Genomic DNA, 16,070 nt, shown 5'->3' on the forward strand with positions numbered 1-16,070 from the left:
AAAGCCTTGTTATCGCGGCGCATAACAGCCCGGCAGTCCCGCGTTCTTGGCAGGTCTTTGGCCCTTGACGGAAACCGCCCGGCTCGCAAGATGCGCGCGTTCTTTCCCGCACCTCGGAGCTCGTTCTCGTCCATGTCGCTGTCCCCCGAAGCCCGCAAGACCCTCGCCGGCATCACCACTGCCACCATCACCACGGTCCTGCTGAAGAAGGGCCTGCGCAATGTGTGGATGCGCGGCGCGCGTCCGCTGCGTCCGGGCCTGCCGCGCCTGGTGGGACCGGCCTTCACGCTGCGCTTCGTGCCGGCGCGCGAGGATCTGGCGACGCCGGAATCGTGGTCGTCGCCGATCTCGACCCGCACCGCGATCGAGGCCATGCCGGAAGGCTGCATCGCCGTGGTCGATGCCATGGGCATCACCGATGCGGGCATCTTCGGCGACATCCTCTGCGCCCGCATGATGAAGCGCGGCGTCACCGCGCTGGTCACCGACGGCGTGGTGCGTGACGTCGAGGGCACGCTCGGTACCAACCTGCCGGTGTGGTGCGACGGCTATGCCGCGCCGCCTTCGGTGGCGGGCCTCACCTTCGTCGGCTGGGGCGAGCCGATCGGTTGCGGCGGTGTTGCCGTATTCCCGAACGACATCGTCGTCGCCGACCAGGACGGCTGCGTGCTGATCCCGCAGGCGATGCTCGACCACGTCCTCAACGAGGGTGTCGAGCAGGAACGGATGGAAGCCTGGATCGTCAACGAGGTGAACAACGGCGCCGCGCTGCCGGGCCTCTATCCCATGAACGCCGAAACCAAGGCGCGCTACGCCGCCAGCAAGAAGTAACAGGAAACGAGGACCCCCATGGAGATCACGCTCGCAGGCACGCGGCCGACTCGCCGCGCGCCCAAGGAACACTTCACAGGCACCGTGTTGCAGGACCCCGTGATCATGGCGCCCGCGCCGGCACGGCTGAACTGCTCGCGCGTCACCTTTGAGCCCGGCGCGCGCACCAACTGGCACCACCATCCGCTCGGGCAGACGCTCTACGTGATTTCGGGCGTCGGTCGCGTCCAGACCAAGGGCGGCCCTGTCCAGGAAATCCGTCCCGGCGACACCGTCTGGATTCCGCCGGGCGAGTTGCACTGGCATGGGGCGTCGCCCGGTAACAGCATGTGCCACATCGCCATGCAGGAAGCGCTCGACGGCGTGTTCTCGACCTGGCTGGAGCCGGTCACGGACGCGGAATACGGGGCGGCGTTGGGCTAGTTGCCCGTGCCCCGGACGCGGCGCAGCACGAAGTGATGCGCTGCAGAGCCGGGGCCCACGCGTCAGCGAGTGTCGTGCCGTGATGGGTCCCGGCTCTGCGCAGCAACGCTGGCGCGTTGCAGCGCGTCCGGGACACGAGAAATTACATCCTTTCCGCCGTCCACGTTCCCGTGCACATGGCGCCACGCCATGTGCCGGAGCCGGATGTGCCGCTGAGCCGGCCGAAGCCGACGGCGCGCTTGATGCCGGTGCTCAAAGTGACGTTGATGCTTCCGGCGTCGGCGACGCGGCCCGACGCCGTCACCGCGGCGCTGCTCGAGGCGATCTGACCGTTATTGATGCCGATCGCGACGGTCGCGCCGTTGCCGCAGGTCTCGCTCGATGACGAGATGCGGACATTCCATGCGCCGTCGAAGGTGGAGCCCGCAGCATCGGCCTGCGCGAGCGGGAAGGCGATAGCGACAATGGTGGCGAAGAGACCTTTACGAAATCCGTTCATGACACGCCCCTTGGGTTGACCATGCGGGGATCGTGACATGGGCGTGGAACCCGTGATGTGAGGATTGTCACGCGCACCGGGGTCTGTGCGAGGTAGCGCACCATGCAAAGACACCGCGGCCAAAAGCAAAGGGGGCCCGGATCACGGGCCCCCTTGTCCTCGGTCAGGGTATCGAAGCCGAACTCAGTTCACCCGCGTCCAGGTCTGGCCGCCGCAGAACATGCCGCCAAAGGCACAGCCCTGCACGCGCAGGCGGTCGGTGCCCTTCAGCGTAACTGTGGAGTCGTAGGTCGAGCCGGTGTTGGGATCGAGGATGCGGCCGGACCATTTCGGGTCCTTGTTCTGATCCTTGCCGGGCTTCATGTTGATCAGGACCTGCTCGCCGTTCTGGTTCGATTTGCTGTCAACCGAATAGCCACAGAGATTGTTGCCGCATTGTTCGATGCGGACCTTGCCTTCCTTCTCCTCGGTGAGCCAGACGCCGAGCGGCGAATTGGGATCGCGCGCGGTGGTCGCCGCGGGAGCGGGCGGGGCGACGGCTGCCGCCTGAACGGGGGCAGGGGCCGGAGCGGGAGCAGGTGGGGGCGGCGGCGCCGGGGGCGCGGCAGCCACGGTCGGAGCCGGCGGCGGAGGCGGTGCGGGCGGCACCGCAGCGGTCGTCGGGGCGGCGCTTGGAGCCGGTTGAGGTGGCGGCACAAGCGCGTCTTCGGTTGGAGTATTGTTGGCCGTAGCGGCCGGAGCCGCCGGCGGGGCAGGAGGCGCCACGGCCGCGGGAGCCTGGACAGGGGCCGGATCGGCTACCGCAGGCGCGGCGACAGGTGCCGGCGCGGGATTGGCCGGCGGCTGCGGCTCAGCCTTGGGATCAGCCTTGGCCTGTGTCTGCGGGTCGGCTTTCGGGGCGCCCTTGCTATCGTTTTTGGCCTTCTTGGCCTTGCCCTGACCGGTGTTGTCGTAGACGCCGGGGATCTGCACCGTGCCGCGGTCGGGATCGATCCGGATGGTACGCCCGCCATATTCGAAAGTGTACTGCGCTTGCGCTGCGGTGCTCGCCAACAAAAGGAATGCGGCCGTGGCCAACAGCTTCCTCATTTCGCATCTCCTGAACAGGTGGTCCCCGCACCGACGCTTACGCCCCGGTTCGATTGCAGAAAGTGATCTAGATCACTGTTGTCCGTATGAGTCGTGCTCCCTCCGGTTCGGGTTCAATGCGCCCGGAACCCGTCCACAATTTGGCCGAGGCAGGCGTCGGGACGACGCGAGCTAGTCAAACCAGGCGGCGTAGATCTTCTTGTAGCTGCCGTCTTCCATCGAGATGTGCAGCCACTGGTCGACGAAGGCCTTGAACGCCATGTCGCGCTGGAGCCAGTAGGCCTTCTCGGAGAAGTCGAACGGCTTTTCGGGATGCACCGCGCAGAGCACGCCTTGATGCTGCTTCTGCTGGTAGCGGGTCTCGGAGGCGTCCGTCATCATCAGATCGGCATTGCCCTTGGCGATCTCGTCGAAGATCACGGTGTTGTCGGAAAAGACGTTGATCTCGGCGTCCTTGATATTGGCGCGCGCAAAGCGTTCGTTGGTGCCGCCGGGATTGACGATGACGCGCGTGCCCTTCTTGTCGATGTCGGCGATGCTCTGGTACTTGTCGACATCGGCGCAGCGCGCGATCGGCGTCTTGCCCTCGCGCATGATCGGCATCGTGAAGTAACCCTTCTTCTGCCGGTCGAGCGTGACCGAGACGCCGCCCATCGCGATGTCGAACTGGTCGGCCTCAAAATCCTTCATCAGCTTCGGCCAGGCGGTCGGCACGTATTCGACCTTGACGCCGAGTGCCTTAGCCAGGGCTTCGGCCATGTCGACGTCGAAGCCTGTGAATTGCTGGGTGGCCTTATCGAGATAGGTGAAGGGCTTGTAGTCGCCGGTCATGCCGACGCGCAAAGTGCCTCGCTTCATGATGTCGTCGAGGCGCGAGGGCGCCGCCTGCTGCGCGTGCGCCGAAAGGTTCATCAGCAACGCCACGGCCAATGCCGCCAAAATTCGAACGGATATTCGAACGGTCATCTCTTCTCCACCCAGGCCCGAGCTGTCATTGTGCAGCTTCTCAGACGTGGATTTAGACCAGATGCCCGAATTGAAAGGAAGCCCTCAGGTGACGATCTCGATGTACGAGGCCTCGGTCGGCCTCTTCGTGCCGTATTTGCGCAACCTGTCCGTGCTGCTCGACAAGGGCGTGGCCTATGCCGAGACCCGCAAGTTCAATCCGGCGGTCCTGCTCGGGATGCGCATGGCGCCGAACATGTACGATCTGGCGCAGCAGGTCGGCGAGGCCTGCCGCCACGCCACCGTCGCGCCGGCCTTGCTGGCGCAGTGCGAGCCGGTGGCGCTGCCGGCGCTGGAGCACGATATGGCCGGACTTCAGGCGCGGATTGCGACGTCGATCGAATTCATTGAAAGCCTGCCGCGCGCCGAGATCGATGCGTCAGCGGAGCTGAAGGTCTTCTTCAGGCTCAAGAATGGCACCGAGCTGCCCTTTAACGGGCGGACGCTGCTGCTCACCAACAGCGTCCCGCAGTTCTTCTTTCACGTCACGACCGCCTACGACTTGTTACGGCACGCAGGCGTCGAGCTCGTGAAGAAGGACTTTCTCGGGCGGAAGTGACTTCTACGCTTCGCCCTTGCGCTCGTAATCGGCAAGCGAGCTGCGGCCGGCGATCTCGCTGCGCAGCAGCTCGAAACGCCTGTTCGCCTCGTGCTCCTGCGCGTCGACGAAATGCACGGCGGCCTCGCTGGTCATGGGGCCGCTGACCACGGGCGTGGATTGCTCGCCGATGGTCTCGTGGACGTAGAACTGGCCGTCATCGCCGCGATGGACCGTCCATTTCAGGCGGATCGCCACCATCGGCCCGGGGCCGACCTTGCTGTAGCCGTCGGCATCGGTGTGGTCAGGCACGAGCGGCTGCTCCTCGACCACGGGATGGTCGTCATGCTCGTCGGCCACATGATGTTCTTCGACGGTCGGTTGCTCACCGACAACCAGGATCTCGGTCTCGCGGATGATCTCGGTTTCGCGGACAACGAGAGCGGGCTCGGGGTGCTCCAAAATGCTGGCGATGGTCGCCAGCGCGTGGTCGGTCGGGTCGATCTCTGACAAGGGTCCATCCTCCAGCTCGACGCGGCCGGCAAGTCTGTCCCACTGCCGCCGCGGCCGGACTTATTACACGGGTTTGATTAAGGCCGAGTTGGGGCTCGATCTGCACCAAAATGGGACGCTTTCTGGCGTTCCGAAGGCGGGCGGGTTAGCCGTCCGCCTTCGGATTAGCATCAGCCGAGCACGTCCTGATTGATGATGTTCTGACGGATAGGATCGCCATCCAGAACGCTCAAAATGTTGCGCGCGGTCTGCTCGCTCATACGCTGGACCGCCTCGACGGTGACGCCAGCGACATGCGGGGCCATGATGACGTTGGGCAGCGCGAACAGCGCGTTGCTGACCGGGGGCGGCTCCACCTCGAACACGTCGATGCCGGCACCGGCGAGTTTTCCGGACGTCAGCGCGTCGTACAGTGCCGCTTCCTTCACGATGCCGCCGCGCGCGGTGTTGATGAGATAGGATTTCGGCTTCATCCGGCCGATCCTGGCCGCGTCAAACAGGCCGACCGTTTCCGGCGTCTTCGGGCAGTGGATGGTGACGAAGTCGGCATTCGGCAGCGCGGCGTCGAGATCAGCGACGGGCTCGCAGCCGGCTGCCTTGATGTCGGCGGCGGGTTTGAAGGGATCGTAGACCTGCACCTTCATCTCCATCGCCTGGCAACGCTTGGCGGTGCGGGTGCCGATGCGGCCGAAGCCTATGATCAGCACGGTCTTGACGTAGAGATCGAACGGCAGCATGCCGAGCCGGTTGGCCCATTGGCCGTCCTTGACGCAGGCGTGCATTTCATTGGCGCGCTTGGCCAGCGTCAGCATCATGAACAGCGCCTGCTCGGCGACCGAGGGCGAGTTGGCGCTGCCTGCGACCATCAGCGGCACCTTGCGGCGGGAGAGGGCGGGCACGTCGACGGCGTCATAGCCGACGCCGATGCGGGTCACCACTTTCATGTCCCTGGACGCTTCGAGCTCGGTCTCGCCAAAGGCGGTGGCGCCGAGCGCCACGCCATGCACCGGCGCATGGCTCTTCAGCAAGGCCTCGAAATCCTTGGCGGAGATCAGGTTGGGAAACTCGACGAGCTCGATATCGTCCCGCTGGGTGAGGAGGGTGCGTGCCCCTTGCGACAAAGTTTGTGTAACGAAAATCTTCTTCTTGTTGGTCGCCATTGCTCCCCGCCTGCTTGCGTTTCTTGGACCGGCATCACAGCACGACGCCGGTCTCATCGTTTAGCAGGTGCATGTTATTAAGGTCCATCGCCAAACGCATGGGAGCCCCGTCCTTGGCGCCGGCATTGGGATCGACGCGGCCGCAGATCGGCGTGCCCTCGAGGCCGAAATAGACCAGGGTCTCCATCCCCATCGGCTCGGTGACGTCGAGCACGGTATCGAAGGTTTCGACGCCCGGCTCCAGATGCGCATGCGACTCGGTGAGGTGCTCGGGCCGGATGCCGAGCAGCAGCTTCTCGCTGCGCGGCAGCGCGTTGTAGCGGGCGGCGCGGGCCGGCGGCAGCGGGAAGGCGATGCGGTCTGTGAGGCGAATCTGAACTGTGCCGCCAACGTCCTCGAGCCGGCACGGGATAAAGTTCATCGCGGGCGAGCCGATGAAGCCGGCAACGAAACGCGTTGCCGGCTTGTGGTAGAGTTCGTTCGGTGTGCCGATCTGCTCGATGCGGCCCTTGTTCATGACGACCACGCGGTCGGCCAATGTCATCGCCTCGACCTGGTCGTGGGTGACGTAGACCGTGGTGGTGCGCACCTTCTGGTGTACCTTCTTGATCTCGATCCGCATCTGCACCCGCAGTTTTGCGTCGAGATTGGACAGCGGCTCGTCGAACAGGAAAACCTTTGGATTACGCACGATGGCGCGCCCCATGGCGACGCGCTGGCGCTGGCCGCCGGAGAGCTGTTTGGGTTTGCGGTCGATCAAATCGGTGATGTCGAGCAGCCGGGCGGCTTCCGTCACCCGCGCCTTGATCTCGGCCTTCGGGTAGTGCTTCAGGCGCAGCCCGAACGACATGTTCTCGGCGACCGTCATGTGCGGATAGAGCGCGTAGTTCTGGAACACCATCGCGATGTCACGGTCCTTCGGCGGCACGTCGTTGACGACGTCGCCACCGATCATGATGTCGCCGTCGCTGATGTCCTCCAACCCCGCGATCATGCGAAGCGTGGTCGACTTGCCGCAGCCGGAAGGGCCAACCAGCACGATGAACTCATGGTCGGCGATATCGAGATCGATGCCGCGCACGGCCTCGACATCGTCGTAACGCTTGACCACCTTCCGCAATGCAACGTCAGCCATGAGGTCTCAACCCTTTGTCGCGCCGGCGGTCAGGCCGGCAATGTAGTAGTCCATCAGGAAGGCGTAGATGACCAGCGGCGGGGCCGCGCCGAGCAGCGCGCCGGTCATGATCTGCCCCCAGTTGAAGACGTCGCCCTTGATCAGGGTGGTGGTGATGCCGACCGGCAGCACGAGCTGATCGATGGATGTCGTGAACACCAGCGGATAGAGGAACTGGGCCCAGGACACGGTGAAGGCGAAGATGGTCGCGGCGATCAGCCCCGGCAGCGCCACCGGAATGAAGATCCGGGTCAGGGTCTGGAGCCACGAGGCACCGTCGATGAGGGCGGCTTCATCGAGCTCCTTCGGGATCGAGGCGAAATAGCCGATCATGATCCAGGTGCAGAATGGCACGGTCAGTGTCGGATAGATGAACACCAGCACGTACCACCGGTTGAGAAGGGTAATGCCAGTGAAGTCCTGGATCACCGCCAGCATCTTGAACAACGGAATGAATAGCAGGCTGTCCGGGATCAGGTAGGTGAGAAAGACGCCGGTCGCGAGCGTCGCCGAGCCCCAGAACTTCATGCGCGCCAATGCGAACGCCGCGGGGATGCTGATCAGCATCGTCACGATCACGACGATGATCGAGATCATCGACGAGTTCCAGAAGAACCGCAGAAACTGGTTCGAGGTCAGCAGTTCGACATAGTTCGACAGAGTGGGGTGAAACACCCACCATGGGTTGGTCGCCGCCGAGATCTCCGCGCTGCTCTTGAGCGAGGTGATCAGCATGTAGACCGGCGGCGTCAGGAAGAAGATCGCAAACAGAATCAGGAAGAAGTAGGACCAGCGCAGCGCCCATGTCCGGTCCCGGCTCATGCTCCTGAGTTTGACCTTGCGGGAAGGGCCAGCCTTGTCGATCGCGAGCGTGCTCATCAGGCTTCGTTCCCACGTTTGTTGACATCGCGCAGGATGAAGATCGCGGCGACGGCGAGGATCGGCACCATGAACAGCGAGACGCAGGCGCCGAGCGGGATGTCACTGCTCTGGATGCCGACCTGGAACGCCCAGGTGGCGAACAGATGGGTCCGGTCGAGCGGGCCGCCGGAAGTGAGGATCCGCACGATGTCGAAATTGGCGAAGGTGACGATCAGCGAGAACAGGGTGGTGATCGCGATGATGTTGCGCATCATGGGCAAGGTGATGTGCCAGATCTTCTGCCACCAATTGGCGCCGTCGATCGACGCCGCCTCATAGAGCTGGTCCGGCACGGATTTCAGCGCGGCCAGATACATGATCAGGAAGAATGGCGCGCCGTACCAGACGTTGACGAGGATGACGGAGAAGCGCGCCCAGAAGGTGTCACCGAGCCACGGGATCGGACCGACGCCGAAGAAGGAGAGCGTGTAGTTGAACGCGCTGTAGGACGGATCGAACAGCCACAACCAGGCCAGCGTGCTCATCGCTGGCGGGATCACCCAGGGCACCAGCAGCATGCCGCGCCATTTGCGTTGCTTTTTGCCCGGAATATTGTGGACGAAATGCGCGACGATGAAGCCGATCAGCGCCTTGAAGATCACGGCGGTGATCGCGAAAATGCAGGACTGCTTCACCACCATCCAGAACGTCTCGCGCTTGAACAGGAAGGTGAAATTGCCGAGGCCGACGAATTTCGTCATCGCCTTGTTCAGCGTCGCCAAATAGAGCGAATAGAAGGCGGGATAGAGCACGAGCATCGTGATCAGGAGGATCAGCGGCAGCGTCAGGAAGAACGCCACGGTCGATTTGCGCCCGAGCACATTGCGCAGGCTCGCACCTTTCTTGCGCGGACTGACAGCACGGGCGAGGCGGCCTTGCTCAACGACGACATCAGCCATGAGTCAAACTTTCTGGATCAAGCTCTCTTGCGGAAGGTCCAACGGTGAAGCCGGCGACCGGTCGGCTTCATTGGCATGCGGACGGAAGGAGGGCGCGCCTCGGCGGCTCATGCGAGAGGGCATGAACCGCCGTGGCACACACCCGGCTCAGGTCCGCATGAAGCCCTCGCACTCGCCCTCGGCCCAGGCGAGTGCCGTTTCCAGCTTTTCTCCTTGCGCGAAGCGCAACGCCATCTTGGTCAGCGTCGCCTGGAAGTAGATCTGCTGCGCGATCTTCGGCGGCGCCGGCGATGCGGCGATCGACAGCGTCTGCTGATGATAGGGATCCGGATAGTGGAAGAGCGTGCCGGTCGGCGGCCCGACCTCGGCCCAGGTCTTGAACTTCGTCATGTTCGCGTAGGCCGGGAGATCGTACCCGCCGCTCGCCGCGACGAATTTTTCAATCGCCGCTGGTGAAGACAAATGAACAAGAAGGCTCTTGGCCGCCTCCTTGTTCTTGCCGAAGGCCCACACGCCCCAGAAATAAGGCAGGAACGGCGCGAAGCGGCCTTTGGGACCGGAGGGGAAGCCGTGCGTCCAGCATTGCTCGGCGACCTGCGGTGCGTCGCGCTTGGCGACGGCCCAGGCGCTCGGCGGGTTCATGATCATCGCGCCGCGGCCCGAGATCAGCCATTTGTTGTTGGAGGCGTCATCCCAGGATGGCGCATCGGCCGGCAGCACGGCGATCAGCTTCTTGAAGAATTCGAGCGCCTGCCGCACCTCGTCGGTCTTGACGGTGACGTCGCCCTTGGCATTGACGAGCTCGGCGCCGAAGGACTGGAAGATCGCGCCGGCCGTGTCGACGCTGTCGGTGGTCTCGCCGAGACCGATGCCGAAGGGGAAGCCGGCCTTGTGGCAGGCTTCCGCCGCCTTCAGGAACGTCTCCAACGTCCAATTATCGGCTTTCGGCGCGCTGCCGGCCGGATACATCTCCTGGACGTCGATGCCCGCATGCTGCTTCATCAGGTCGATGCGCGAGCAGGGGCCCTTGATCTGGCTTCCCGGCGTGGCGGGCACGGCGAGCCATTTGCCGCCCGACTGTCCGAGATATTTGACGGTGCCGTTCACCTCGCCATTCTGCTTGATGAGCGGCTCCATGACATCGTTGAGCGGCTCGAGATTCTCGGAATAGGCGTGCGGCCACCAGCTCGGCATCTGGAGAATGTCATGACCGGACTTGGCCTGCGCTTCGGCCGCTGCGGTCAATTCGATCTTCTTGTTGTTGCTGGTGATGTAGTCGATGGAGACTTCGACTTTCTCCTTCTCCGCCCACTCCTTGACGAGAGCCCTGGAGGCTTCATTGGCATCGGGCACCCAGTGGTCCCAGAAGCCGATCGAGAGTTTGCCGGCGGCGTAGGCGCCTCGGACATAGGGCGCCGCGATCAGCGCCGTGGAGGACATTGCAGTGGCAGCCACAAATTGACGTCGCGTCAGTGTCTTGCGTGACATCTCGTTTCCTCGCTTGGGTGTTTTATTGTTCTGGCGTTTCCTCTTAACTCTTCCGAGTTTTGCTTTTGATTTTCTTGTTGGACGTTTCTTGTTGATGCCGTCAGCTTCGCTGACAAATCACGCGAGGCGCGGCAAATTGGTAGCGCGATCAGATCATGATTGATCGCGTCTGTCGAGAAATCCGAATGGCGATCGTCTAGAACTAACGTTGTGCTCGAATCCGCGGCAGGGCCTCGCGCGTCGCGCGCCGGACGTGAACCGCGCTCCTCGGTTTTGCGACGCACACATGGCGCGAGCCTGCGAGGAACAATCCGTGCGCAATTACGCCGCAGTTTCGAATAAGCCTACATAACCGCTTCGCGCGAAAGACTTTTCGGGCGTGGACAGCGATTGACTGCGTCTGGACCTCGAAGTGGCGGAAACGATAGAGTTGCAACCAGCGGGTGGCTCCCACCCCGACAGGCCAATCAGATCGATGATGGAGACCAGAATGATCAACCCGGTGCCGCCCATGCGGCTTCACCTGCGGCGATGGTTCGCGCTGGGGTCCGTGGTGGGGCTGCTGCTCGGCGCAGCCGCGGTCGCGCATGCTCAGGGCCTGGTCAAAGGCGTGCAGGATGGCGCCGCGGCCGGCAACAAGGCGGCCGGTCCCGTCGGCGGCGTGCTGGGCGGCGCGATCGGCGGCGTGGTCGGTGTCTTCACCGGCGTGCTCGGCGTCAACAACAACCAGGCGCCGCCCCCGGCCAAAGATGCCAGCAAGGATGCGACCAAGGACGCCAGCAAGGATTCCAAGCAGCCCGGCGCCGGCAAGGACGCCAAGAGCGCTAAGGAGAGTGCCAAGGCGGGCAAGGGCGCCAAGGCCAGCAAGGAAGCCAAGAATGCGCCGCAGGACACCAAGGACGACAATAAGGACGTCCCCGTCCTCACCCAGACCGGCGCGCCGCAACAGACCGCCGAGCAGATCGTCGCCAACAGCGATTCCTATATCGAGCGGATCAAGACGGAGTTGAATCTCACGCCCGATCAGGAGAAGCACTGGTTCGGCTTCTCGAGTGCCATGCACTACCTGGGACACAATGGTGCAGAGCGGCTCAACCTGCGGGTTACCCGCGCCAAGCGGGATCCCCCTGATGACATCATCGAGCAGATGCGCAACGAATCGCAATTCCTGATCGACCGCGCCGCCGACCAGCGCAATGTCGCCGACGCCGCCGAGCCGCTCTATTCGAGCCTCGACGACAAGCAGAAGCAGGTCTTCATCCAGGAGATGGTGCGCCTCAGCCACGAGCGCGGATTGGATTGATCAAGTTGAATCGGATGGCGGACGCCTGAATTAACGGCGCCCGCCACGAATTCGTGAATCCTCTGCGCAATTCGGTTATGATTAGCTTCGCAAGCTGACTGCGGGGTTGATATGGCGGACGGACTCTCTGTTTTCCTGGTCGAAGACGAGGCCTTGATCCGGATGATGATGGTGGACATGGTGGAAGAGCTCGGCCACCACGTCGTCGCGGAGGCGGACAATGTCCGGGACGCGAGCGCCTTTGCGATGACTGCGCAATATGATTTCGCCATCCTCGACATCAATCTGAAGGGATTGTACGTCGATCCCGTCGCCGATCTGATCGAGCGCCGTGGCAAGCCGTTCATGTTCGCCACCGGCTACGGGCCGGAGCTGTTGCCGTCCTTGCTCCGGCGCCGGCCGATCCTGCGCAAGCCGATTTCTCTCGATCAGCTCAAGATCATGATCGACGCGCTGTTTCCGGACGCGATCGCCAAAACACCTCACTGAGCGACGGCGAAGGCACCGCACTGAGCGTGCCAACGAAAATGACCGCCCGTTGGGGCGGCCATTTCACGAACGAAACTTGTCGCAGTCTCAGATCAGGCCGGCGCTGAGGTCGATGCCGCGCGCCATCAGGCCGAACGAGGCGACCAGGCCCATGCAGCAGAACATCAAGATGGTCTTGAACGAAGAATCGGCAAGACGCGTTTCGACGGCAGCCGGCATCGCGGCGAGCGAAATCATGCTCATGTTCATTCCCCCCTTTGTGTTGATCCTGAATTGCATCAGGTGAGGGAACTTTTAGAGCAAAAAGTTTGACGCGAGCTTTCGAGGGATCGTTAAAGGAATCGCAATCGCTCGCGTGTTTGCGCGAGTGGCGCATACGTCCGCAAGTCTCAGTTGCGGCCGTTCCTCAGCACGTTGGCGATGGTGTGGGCCGTCATGGCGGCGCGATCCGAGGCACGCTGCGCGGCGAGCCGGTCGCGCGCCTTTTCCTCGATCAGGAGCTCGATCAGCGCCAGCCGCTTGTCCTCGTCGTCCGCCTCGAGCAGCAGACGGTGATAGCGGTGATAGTCGAATCCTACGTCCTGCTTACGCATGCCACGCCCCCGCAACTACGCCACACACTGAGCGAATTGTTTCCCATCGGAAACAATCGGGCAAGCACGATCCTGCGTGGAACTCCGCCTTCGATGCAATCAGCTGTGCATAGTTAACGGACCGGACGATCGCCGGCGGCTTCAATCCGGATTGTGGTCGGCGAACATCTTCAGGCCGACGAAGCTCGCATCGGGCTTGGTGACCAGCCGGGTCGGGATGTTGCGCAGGTAGTCCTGAAAGCGTCCCTTGGCCTCGAAGCGGGCGCGAAAGGCCGAGGCCGCAAGGAACTCGGGGAAGCGCGGCACGATCCCGCCGGCGATGTAGACGCCGCCGCGGGCGCCGAAGGTCACCGCGAGATTGCCCGCGACCGAGCCGAGGATGGCACAGAACATATCGAGCGTTGCGCGGCTGTGCGCACAACTGCCGTCCAGGGCCGCCTTGGTGATGGCGGCCGCGTCGCGGTGCGGCACCTCTGCGCCGTCGACCTCCGCCAGCGCCTCGTAGAGGCTTTGCAGCCCGGAGCCGGAGAGCGCGCCGCGCTCGATGGAGACGTGGCCGAAGCGCTTGCGCAGACACGCAATCACGCGCTCCTCGCGCTCGTTCTCCGCCGGCAGCGTCGCGTGTCCCGCTTCGGTGACGACGGCGAGCCGCGCGCCATGGCGCTCGACCAGGCAGGAGACGCCAAAACCGGTTCCGGGCCCGACCACCAGCAGCGGTTCGCCGGGGAGGCCATCCTGGCCGCCGAGCGGGATCAGATCGGCAGGCTCCAGGGCGGGCAGGGACCAGGCCACCACCTCGAAATCATTGAGCACGTGGACGCTGTCAAATCCGAGCGCCGGCTGGAGCTCGTTGCCGTCGATGACCCAGGGGCTGTTGGTCATGACGCAGCGGTTGTTGGTCACGGGACCCGCGACAGCCAGTACGGCTCGTTTGGGCTGCTCGCCACCGGCGCGGCGCGCGAGAACGTCGGCCATGGCTTCCCGGACGGTCGGGAAGTCCGCGACCTTCACATAGTCGATGGGGCCGGTCTGGTCGCCCTGGCTTATGGCGAAACGCGCATTGGTGCCGCCGATATCGGCGAGAAGAATTTTGCCTGTCTTGCCGATACTCATGACCATTTGGCCGCCGCGCCATCGAGGCATGCGGGAACCATCTCCTCCACTCCATCCGATCCGCAGATTACGAACGCGTCTTGAGAATCCGTCCTTGCGTGAGCCTAGTCAACTCAAACGAGGCCAAACCGTTGCATCCCCGGGTACGACGGCGCGACATCGTCGCACGCGGTCGGTGTTGCGAAGCGGCGCGGGAAGATCGACACTGGACAAAAGCGTTTCGGCGCCGGACGGCTGAACTGGACTTTTCGATGAAGATTTCCGACCGCGACGTGCTGCTGGTGATCGACGTGCAGAACGATTTCTGCACCGGCGGCGCGCTGGCCGTGCCCGGCGGCGAGAAGGTCGTACCCGCGATCAACCGGATCGCCCAAAAATTCACCAATGTGGTGCTGACCCAGGACTGGCATCCGGCAGACCACGTCTCCTTCGCGTCGAACCATCCGGGCAAGCAGCCGTTCCAGACCATCGAGCTCGACTACGGCACCCAGGTGCTCTGGCCGGCGCATTGCGTGCAGGGCACGGCCGGCGCCGAATTCCACGGGGAGCTGGACGTTACCCGTGCGAGCCTGGTGGTGCGCAAGGGTTTTCGCCGCGGCATCGATTCCTATTCCGCGCTGTTCGAGAACGACCACAGGACGCCGACCGGCCTGCTCGGCTATTTGCGCGAGCGCGAGCTGAAGACCGTCTTCGTCGCGGGTCTCGCGCTCGACTTCTGTGTCCGCTTCTCGGCGGAAGATGCCCGCAAGGCCGGGTTCGAGGTCGTGGTGATCGAGGATGCCTGCCGTGGCATCGACCTCGAGGGATCCGTGGCCGCGGCGCATCGGAGTTTTGGCGAGCTCGGCATGTCCGTGATCAGCTTCGAGACCTTCCTGTGAGAGGGGCGAGATAGACGTGACGGAAAAGACAGGCAAACAGCCGGGCGGAGCGGATCACGTCGCTGACGACCCGCCGCTGTGGCCGTTTGCGGTAGCGCGGCTCGCCATGGATGCCTGCTTCTGGTGGATGGAGCGGGAGCCAGCCGAGCCCGCCGACAGCAGCCTGCCGTGGACGACGCCCAACTTCGTCGCGCTGGAGCTTGCGACCATGTGCCTGCGCGATGGCTCTCGGGCGCGGTCCGGCCAGCCGGCGCTGGTCTGCGCGCCCTATGCGCTGCATCGGGCCTTGATCGCCGACTTCGCGCCCGGGCACAGCGTGGTGCAGTCGCTGCAAAGGGGCGGCATCGACCGGGTCTACCTGACCGATTGGCGCTCCGCCACGCCAGATATGCGCTATCTCTCGATCGACAGCTATTTGTCCGATCTCAACGTCGCCGTCGACGAGATCGGCGCGCCGGTCGATCTCGTCGGCCTGTGCCAGGGCGGCTGGCTGTCGCTGCTTTACGCAGCGCGCTTTCCGGCGAAGGTGCGGCGGCTGGTGCTGGTGGGCGCGCCGGTCGATTTGTCGATCGACTCGGCGATGGCGCGGCTCGCCCGCAACGCGCCCGGCATGGTCTACGACCAACTCGTGGCGCGTGGCGGCGGCAATGTCAGCGGCAAAGAGATGTTGCGCGTCTGGTCGAAAACGCCGAGCCGCGAGGATATCGCAGCCGCCTTGCAGAAGGAGCTCATCGACGAGGAGGGCGCGGCGCTGCTCGCGCGCTTCGACCAATGGAATTTGGAGACGCTCGATCTGCCGGGCACTTATTATCTGGAGATCGTCAACCGGATCTTCCGGGAGAACCGGATTGCCGGCGGCAACTTCACAGCCCTCGGCCGCCGGATCGACCTGAAGGACGTCAAGGCGCCGATATTCCTGCTGGCCGGGCTCGATGACGACGTGGTGCCGGCAGCACAGGCGCTCGCCACCGCCGGGCTCGTCGGCACGCCGCCCGCCTTCATTGCCGCGGCCTCCGAGCCGAGCAATCATCTCGGCCTGTTCATGGGCGCGCGGACCCACGCGCAGGCCTGGCCTCGGATTGCCCATTGGCTGCGGGACGACCTCTCTGGCGTGCTCGCTCGCAGCGCCTGACCGACGCGCAAATCCGTTATGC

General features: G+C 63.8%; 19 protein-coding genes. 7 read left to right on the plus strand and 12 right to left on the minus strand.

Annotated elements, in window-relative coordinates; genetic code table 11:
* Positions 1–132: 132 nt before the first annotated feature.
* Together B5V03_RS38155 and B5V03_RS38160 are read left to right on the plus strand one after the other, a co-directional pair.
* The gene (locus B5V03_RS38155; protein ID WP_129275559.1) at positions 133–831 is read left to right on the plus strand and encodes a ribonuclease activity regulator RraA; all 699 of its coding nucleotides are present in this window, start codon (positions 133–135) and stop codon (positions 829–831) included.
* An 18-nt stretch (positions 832–849) separates the two neighbouring features.
* On the plus strand, positions 850–1,254 hold the full coding sequence (locus B5V03_RS38160; protein WP_129275560.1) for a (R)-mandelonitrile lyase: 405 nt from the start codon (positions 850–852) through the stop codon (positions 1,252–1,254).
* 142 nt (positions 1,255–1,396) lie between these two features.
* On the opposite strand, the gene B5V03_RS38165 is transcribed toward B5V03_RS38160, so the two are convergent.
* From B5V03_RS38165 to B5V03_RS38175, 3 genes are all read right to left on the minus strand, one after another.
* Complete coding sequence (locus B5V03_RS38165; protein ID WP_129275561.1) at positions 1,397–1,753, minus strand: hypothetical protein; 357 nt, start codon at positions 1,751–1,753, stop codon at positions 1,397–1,399.
* Positions 1,754–1,936: 183 nt separating this feature from the next.
* Complete coding sequence (locus B5V03_RS38170; protein WP_129275562.1) at positions 1,937–2,842, minus strand: DUF2147 domain-containing protein; 906 nt, start codon at positions 2,840–2,842, stop codon at positions 1,937–1,939.
* A gap of 171 nt (positions 2,843–3,013) precedes the next feature.
* Positions 3,014–3,808, minus strand: a complete 795-nt coding sequence (locus tag B5V03_RS38175; RefSeq protein ID WP_164988562.1) for a transporter substrate-binding domain-containing protein — start codon at positions 3,806–3,808, stop codon at positions 3,014–3,016.
* A gap of 100 nt (positions 3,809–3,908) precedes the next feature.
* Between B5V03_RS38175 and B5V03_RS38180 the strand changes: the two genes are divergently transcribed.
* Positions 3,909–4,406, plus strand: coding sequence for a DUF1993 domain-containing protein (locus B5V03_RS38180; protein ID WP_129275751.1), 498 nt, complete (start codon positions 3,909–3,911; stop codon positions 4,404–4,406).
* 3 nt (positions 4,407–4,409) lie between these two features.
* Here the strand turns inward: B5V03_RS38180 and B5V03_RS41900 are convergent, their stop codons facing one another.
* The 6 genes from B5V03_RS41900 to B5V03_RS38210 form a co-directional block, all read right to left on the minus strand.
* Positions 4,410–4,898: a hypothetical protein gene (locus tag B5V03_RS41900; protein WP_164988563.1), complete on the minus strand. Its 489-nt coding sequence runs from the start codon at positions 4,896–4,898 to the stop codon at positions 4,410–4,412.
* A 170-nt stretch (positions 4,899–5,068) separates the two neighbouring features.
* Positions 5,069–6,058: a hydroxyacid dehydrogenase gene (locus B5V03_RS38190; protein WP_129275563.1), complete on the minus strand. Its 990-nt coding sequence runs from the start codon at positions 6,056–6,058 to the stop codon at positions 5,069–5,071.
* 34 nt (positions 6,059–6,092) lie between these two features.
* Positions 6,093–7,193 carry an ABC transporter ATP-binding protein gene (locus B5V03_RS38195; protein ID WP_129275564.1) on the minus strand — a complete coding sequence of 367 codons (1,101 nt, stop codon included), beginning with the start codon at positions 7,191–7,193 and terminating at the stop codon, positions 6,093–6,095.
* Between the two features lie 6 nt (positions 7,194–7,199).
* Positions 7,200–8,111: a carbohydrate ABC transporter permease gene (locus B5V03_RS38200; protein ID WP_129275565.1), complete on the minus strand. Its 912-nt coding sequence runs from the start codon at positions 8,109–8,111 to the stop codon at positions 7,200–7,202.
* Entirely contained in the window at positions 8,111–9,052 is a 942-nt protein-coding gene (locus B5V03_RS38205; protein WP_129275566.1) for a carbohydrate ABC transporter permease, read from the minus strand. Before B5V03_RS38205 ends, B5V03_RS38200 begins: the two co-directional genes overlap by 1 nt.
* Before the next feature lie 147 nt (positions 9,053–9,199).
* Positions 9,200–10,540, minus strand: coding sequence for an ABC transporter substrate-binding protein (locus B5V03_RS38210; RefSeq protein ID WP_129275567.1), 1,341 nt, complete (start codon positions 10,538–10,540; stop codon positions 9,200–9,202).
* 490 nt (positions 10,541–11,030) lie between these two features.
* Between B5V03_RS38210 and B5V03_RS38215 the strand changes: the two genes are divergently transcribed.
* Together B5V03_RS38215 and B5V03_RS38220 are read left to right on the plus strand one after the other, a co-directional pair.
* On the plus strand, positions 11,031–11,843 hold the full coding sequence (locus B5V03_RS38215; protein WP_129275568.1) for a Spy/CpxP family protein refolding chaperone: 813 nt from the start codon (positions 11,031–11,033) through the stop codon (positions 11,841–11,843).
* A 111-nt stretch (positions 11,844–11,954) separates the two neighbouring features.
* Entirely contained in the window at positions 11,955–12,332 is a 378-nt protein-coding gene (locus B5V03_RS38220; RefSeq protein ID WP_129275569.1) for a response regulator, read from the plus strand.
* Between the two features lie 87 nt (positions 12,333–12,419).
* On the opposite strand, the gene B5V03_RS41905 is transcribed toward B5V03_RS38220, so the two are convergent.
* The 3 genes from B5V03_RS41905 to glk all read right to left on the minus strand — a co-directional run bounded on the left by B5V03_RS41905 (position 12,420) and on the right by glk (position 14,038).
* Positions 12,420–12,575, minus strand: coding sequence for a hypothetical protein (locus B5V03_RS41905; RefSeq protein ID WP_164988564.1), 156 nt, complete (start codon positions 12,573–12,575; stop codon positions 12,420–12,422).
* Between the two features lie 146 nt (positions 12,576–12,721).
* Positions 12,722–12,925 (minus strand): hypothetical protein, encoded by a 204-nt coding sequence (locus B5V03_RS38225; RefSeq protein ID WP_129275570.1) that lies wholly within the window; start codon positions 12,923–12,925, stop codon positions 12,722–12,724.
* Between the two features lie 141 nt (positions 12,926–13,066).
* The gene (glk, locus tag B5V03_RS38230; RefSeq protein WP_129275754.1) at positions 13,067–14,038 is read right to left on the minus strand and encodes a glucokinase; all 972 of its coding nucleotides are present in this window, start codon (positions 14,036–14,038) and stop codon (positions 13,067–13,069) included.
* Positions 14,039–14,289: 251 nt separating this feature from the next.
* Between glk and pncA the strand changes: the two genes are divergently transcribed.
* On the plus strand, positions 14,290–14,916 hold the full coding sequence (gene pncA, locus B5V03_RS38235) for a bifunctional nicotinamidase/pyrazinamidase (RefSeq protein WP_129275571.1): 627 nt from the start codon (positions 14,290–14,292) through the stop codon (positions 14,914–14,916).
* Between the two features lie 16 nt (positions 14,917–14,932).
* On the plus strand, positions 14,933–16,048 hold the full coding sequence (locus B5V03_RS38240) for an alpha/beta fold hydrolase (RefSeq protein WP_129275572.1): 1,116 nt from the start codon (positions 14,933–14,935) through the stop codon (positions 16,046–16,048).
* Positions 16,049–16,070: the final 22 nt, after the last annotated feature.

This window comes from Bradyrhizobium betae, assembly GCF_004123905.1.
Lineage (GTDB): Bacteria > Pseudomonadota > Alphaproteobacteria > Rhizobiales > Xanthobacteraceae > Bradyrhizobium > Bradyrhizobium betae_A.

Excerpts from the sequence above, each read along its gene's own strand:
- B5V03_RS38155 (WP_129275559.1), top strand. The coding sequence starts at position 133 with ATGTCGCTGTCCCCCGAAGCCCGCAAGACCCTCGCCGGCATCACCACT.
- B5V03_RS38160 (WP_129275560.1), top strand. The coding sequence starts at position 850 with ATGGAGATCACGCTCGCAGGCACGCGGCCGACTCGCCGCGCGCCCAAG.
- B5V03_RS38165 (WP_129275561.1), bottom strand. The coding sequence starts at position 1,753 with ATGAACGGATTTCGTAAAGGTCTCTTCGCCACCATTGTCGCTATCGCC.
- B5V03_RS38170 (WP_129275562.1), bottom strand. The coding sequence starts at position 2,842 with ATGAGGAAGCTGTTGGCCACGGCCGCATTCCTTTTGTTGGCGAGCACC.
- B5V03_RS38175 (WP_164988562.1), bottom strand. The coding sequence starts at position 3,808 with ATGACCGTTCGAATATCCGTTCGAATTTTGGCGGCATTGGCCGTGGCG.
- B5V03_RS38180 (WP_129275751.1), top strand. The coding sequence starts at position 3,909 with ATGTACGAGGCCTCGGTCGGCCTCTTCGTGCCGTATTTGCGCAACCTG.
- B5V03_RS38190 (WP_129275563.1), bottom strand. The coding sequence starts at position 6,058 with ATGGCGACCAACAAGAAGAAGATTTTCGTTACACAAACTTTGTCGCAA.
- B5V03_RS38195 (WP_129275564.1), bottom strand. The coding sequence starts at position 7,193 with ATGGCTGACGTTGCATTGCGGAAGGTGGTCAAGCGTTACGACGATGTC.
- B5V03_RS38200 (WP_129275565.1), bottom strand. The coding sequence starts at position 8,111 with ATGAGCACGCTCGCGATCGACAAGGCTGGCCCTTCCCGCAAGGTCAAA.
- B5V03_RS38205 (WP_129275566.1), bottom strand. The coding sequence starts at position 9,052 with ATGGCTGATGTCGTCGTTGAGCAAGGCCGCCTCGCCCGTGCTGTCAGT.
- B5V03_RS38210 (WP_129275567.1), bottom strand. The coding sequence starts at position 10,540 with ATGTCACGCAAGACACTGACGCGACGTCAATTTGTGGCTGCCACTGCA.
- B5V03_RS38215 (WP_129275568.1), top strand. The coding sequence starts at position 11,031 with ATGATCAACCCGGTGCCGCCCATGCGGCTTCACCTGCGGCGATGGTTC.
- B5V03_RS38220 (WP_129275569.1), top strand. The coding sequence starts at position 11,955 with ATGGCGGACGGACTCTCTGTTTTCCTGGTCGAAGACGAGGCCTTGATC.
- B5V03_RS41905 (WP_164988564.1), bottom strand. The coding sequence starts at position 12,575 with ATGAGCATGATTTCGCTCGCCGCGATGCCGGCTGCCGTCGAAACGCGT.
- B5V03_RS38225 (WP_129275570.1), bottom strand. The coding sequence starts at position 12,925 with ATGCGTAAGCAGGACGTAGGATTCGACTATCACCGCTATCACCGTCTG.
- glk (WP_129275754.1), bottom strand. The coding sequence starts at position 14,038 with ATGAGTATCGGCAAGACAGGCAAAATTCTTCTCGCCGATATCGGCGGC.
- pncA (WP_129275571.1), top strand. The coding sequence starts at position 14,290 with ATGAAGATTTCCGACCGCGACGTGCTGCTGGTGATCGACGTGCAGAAC.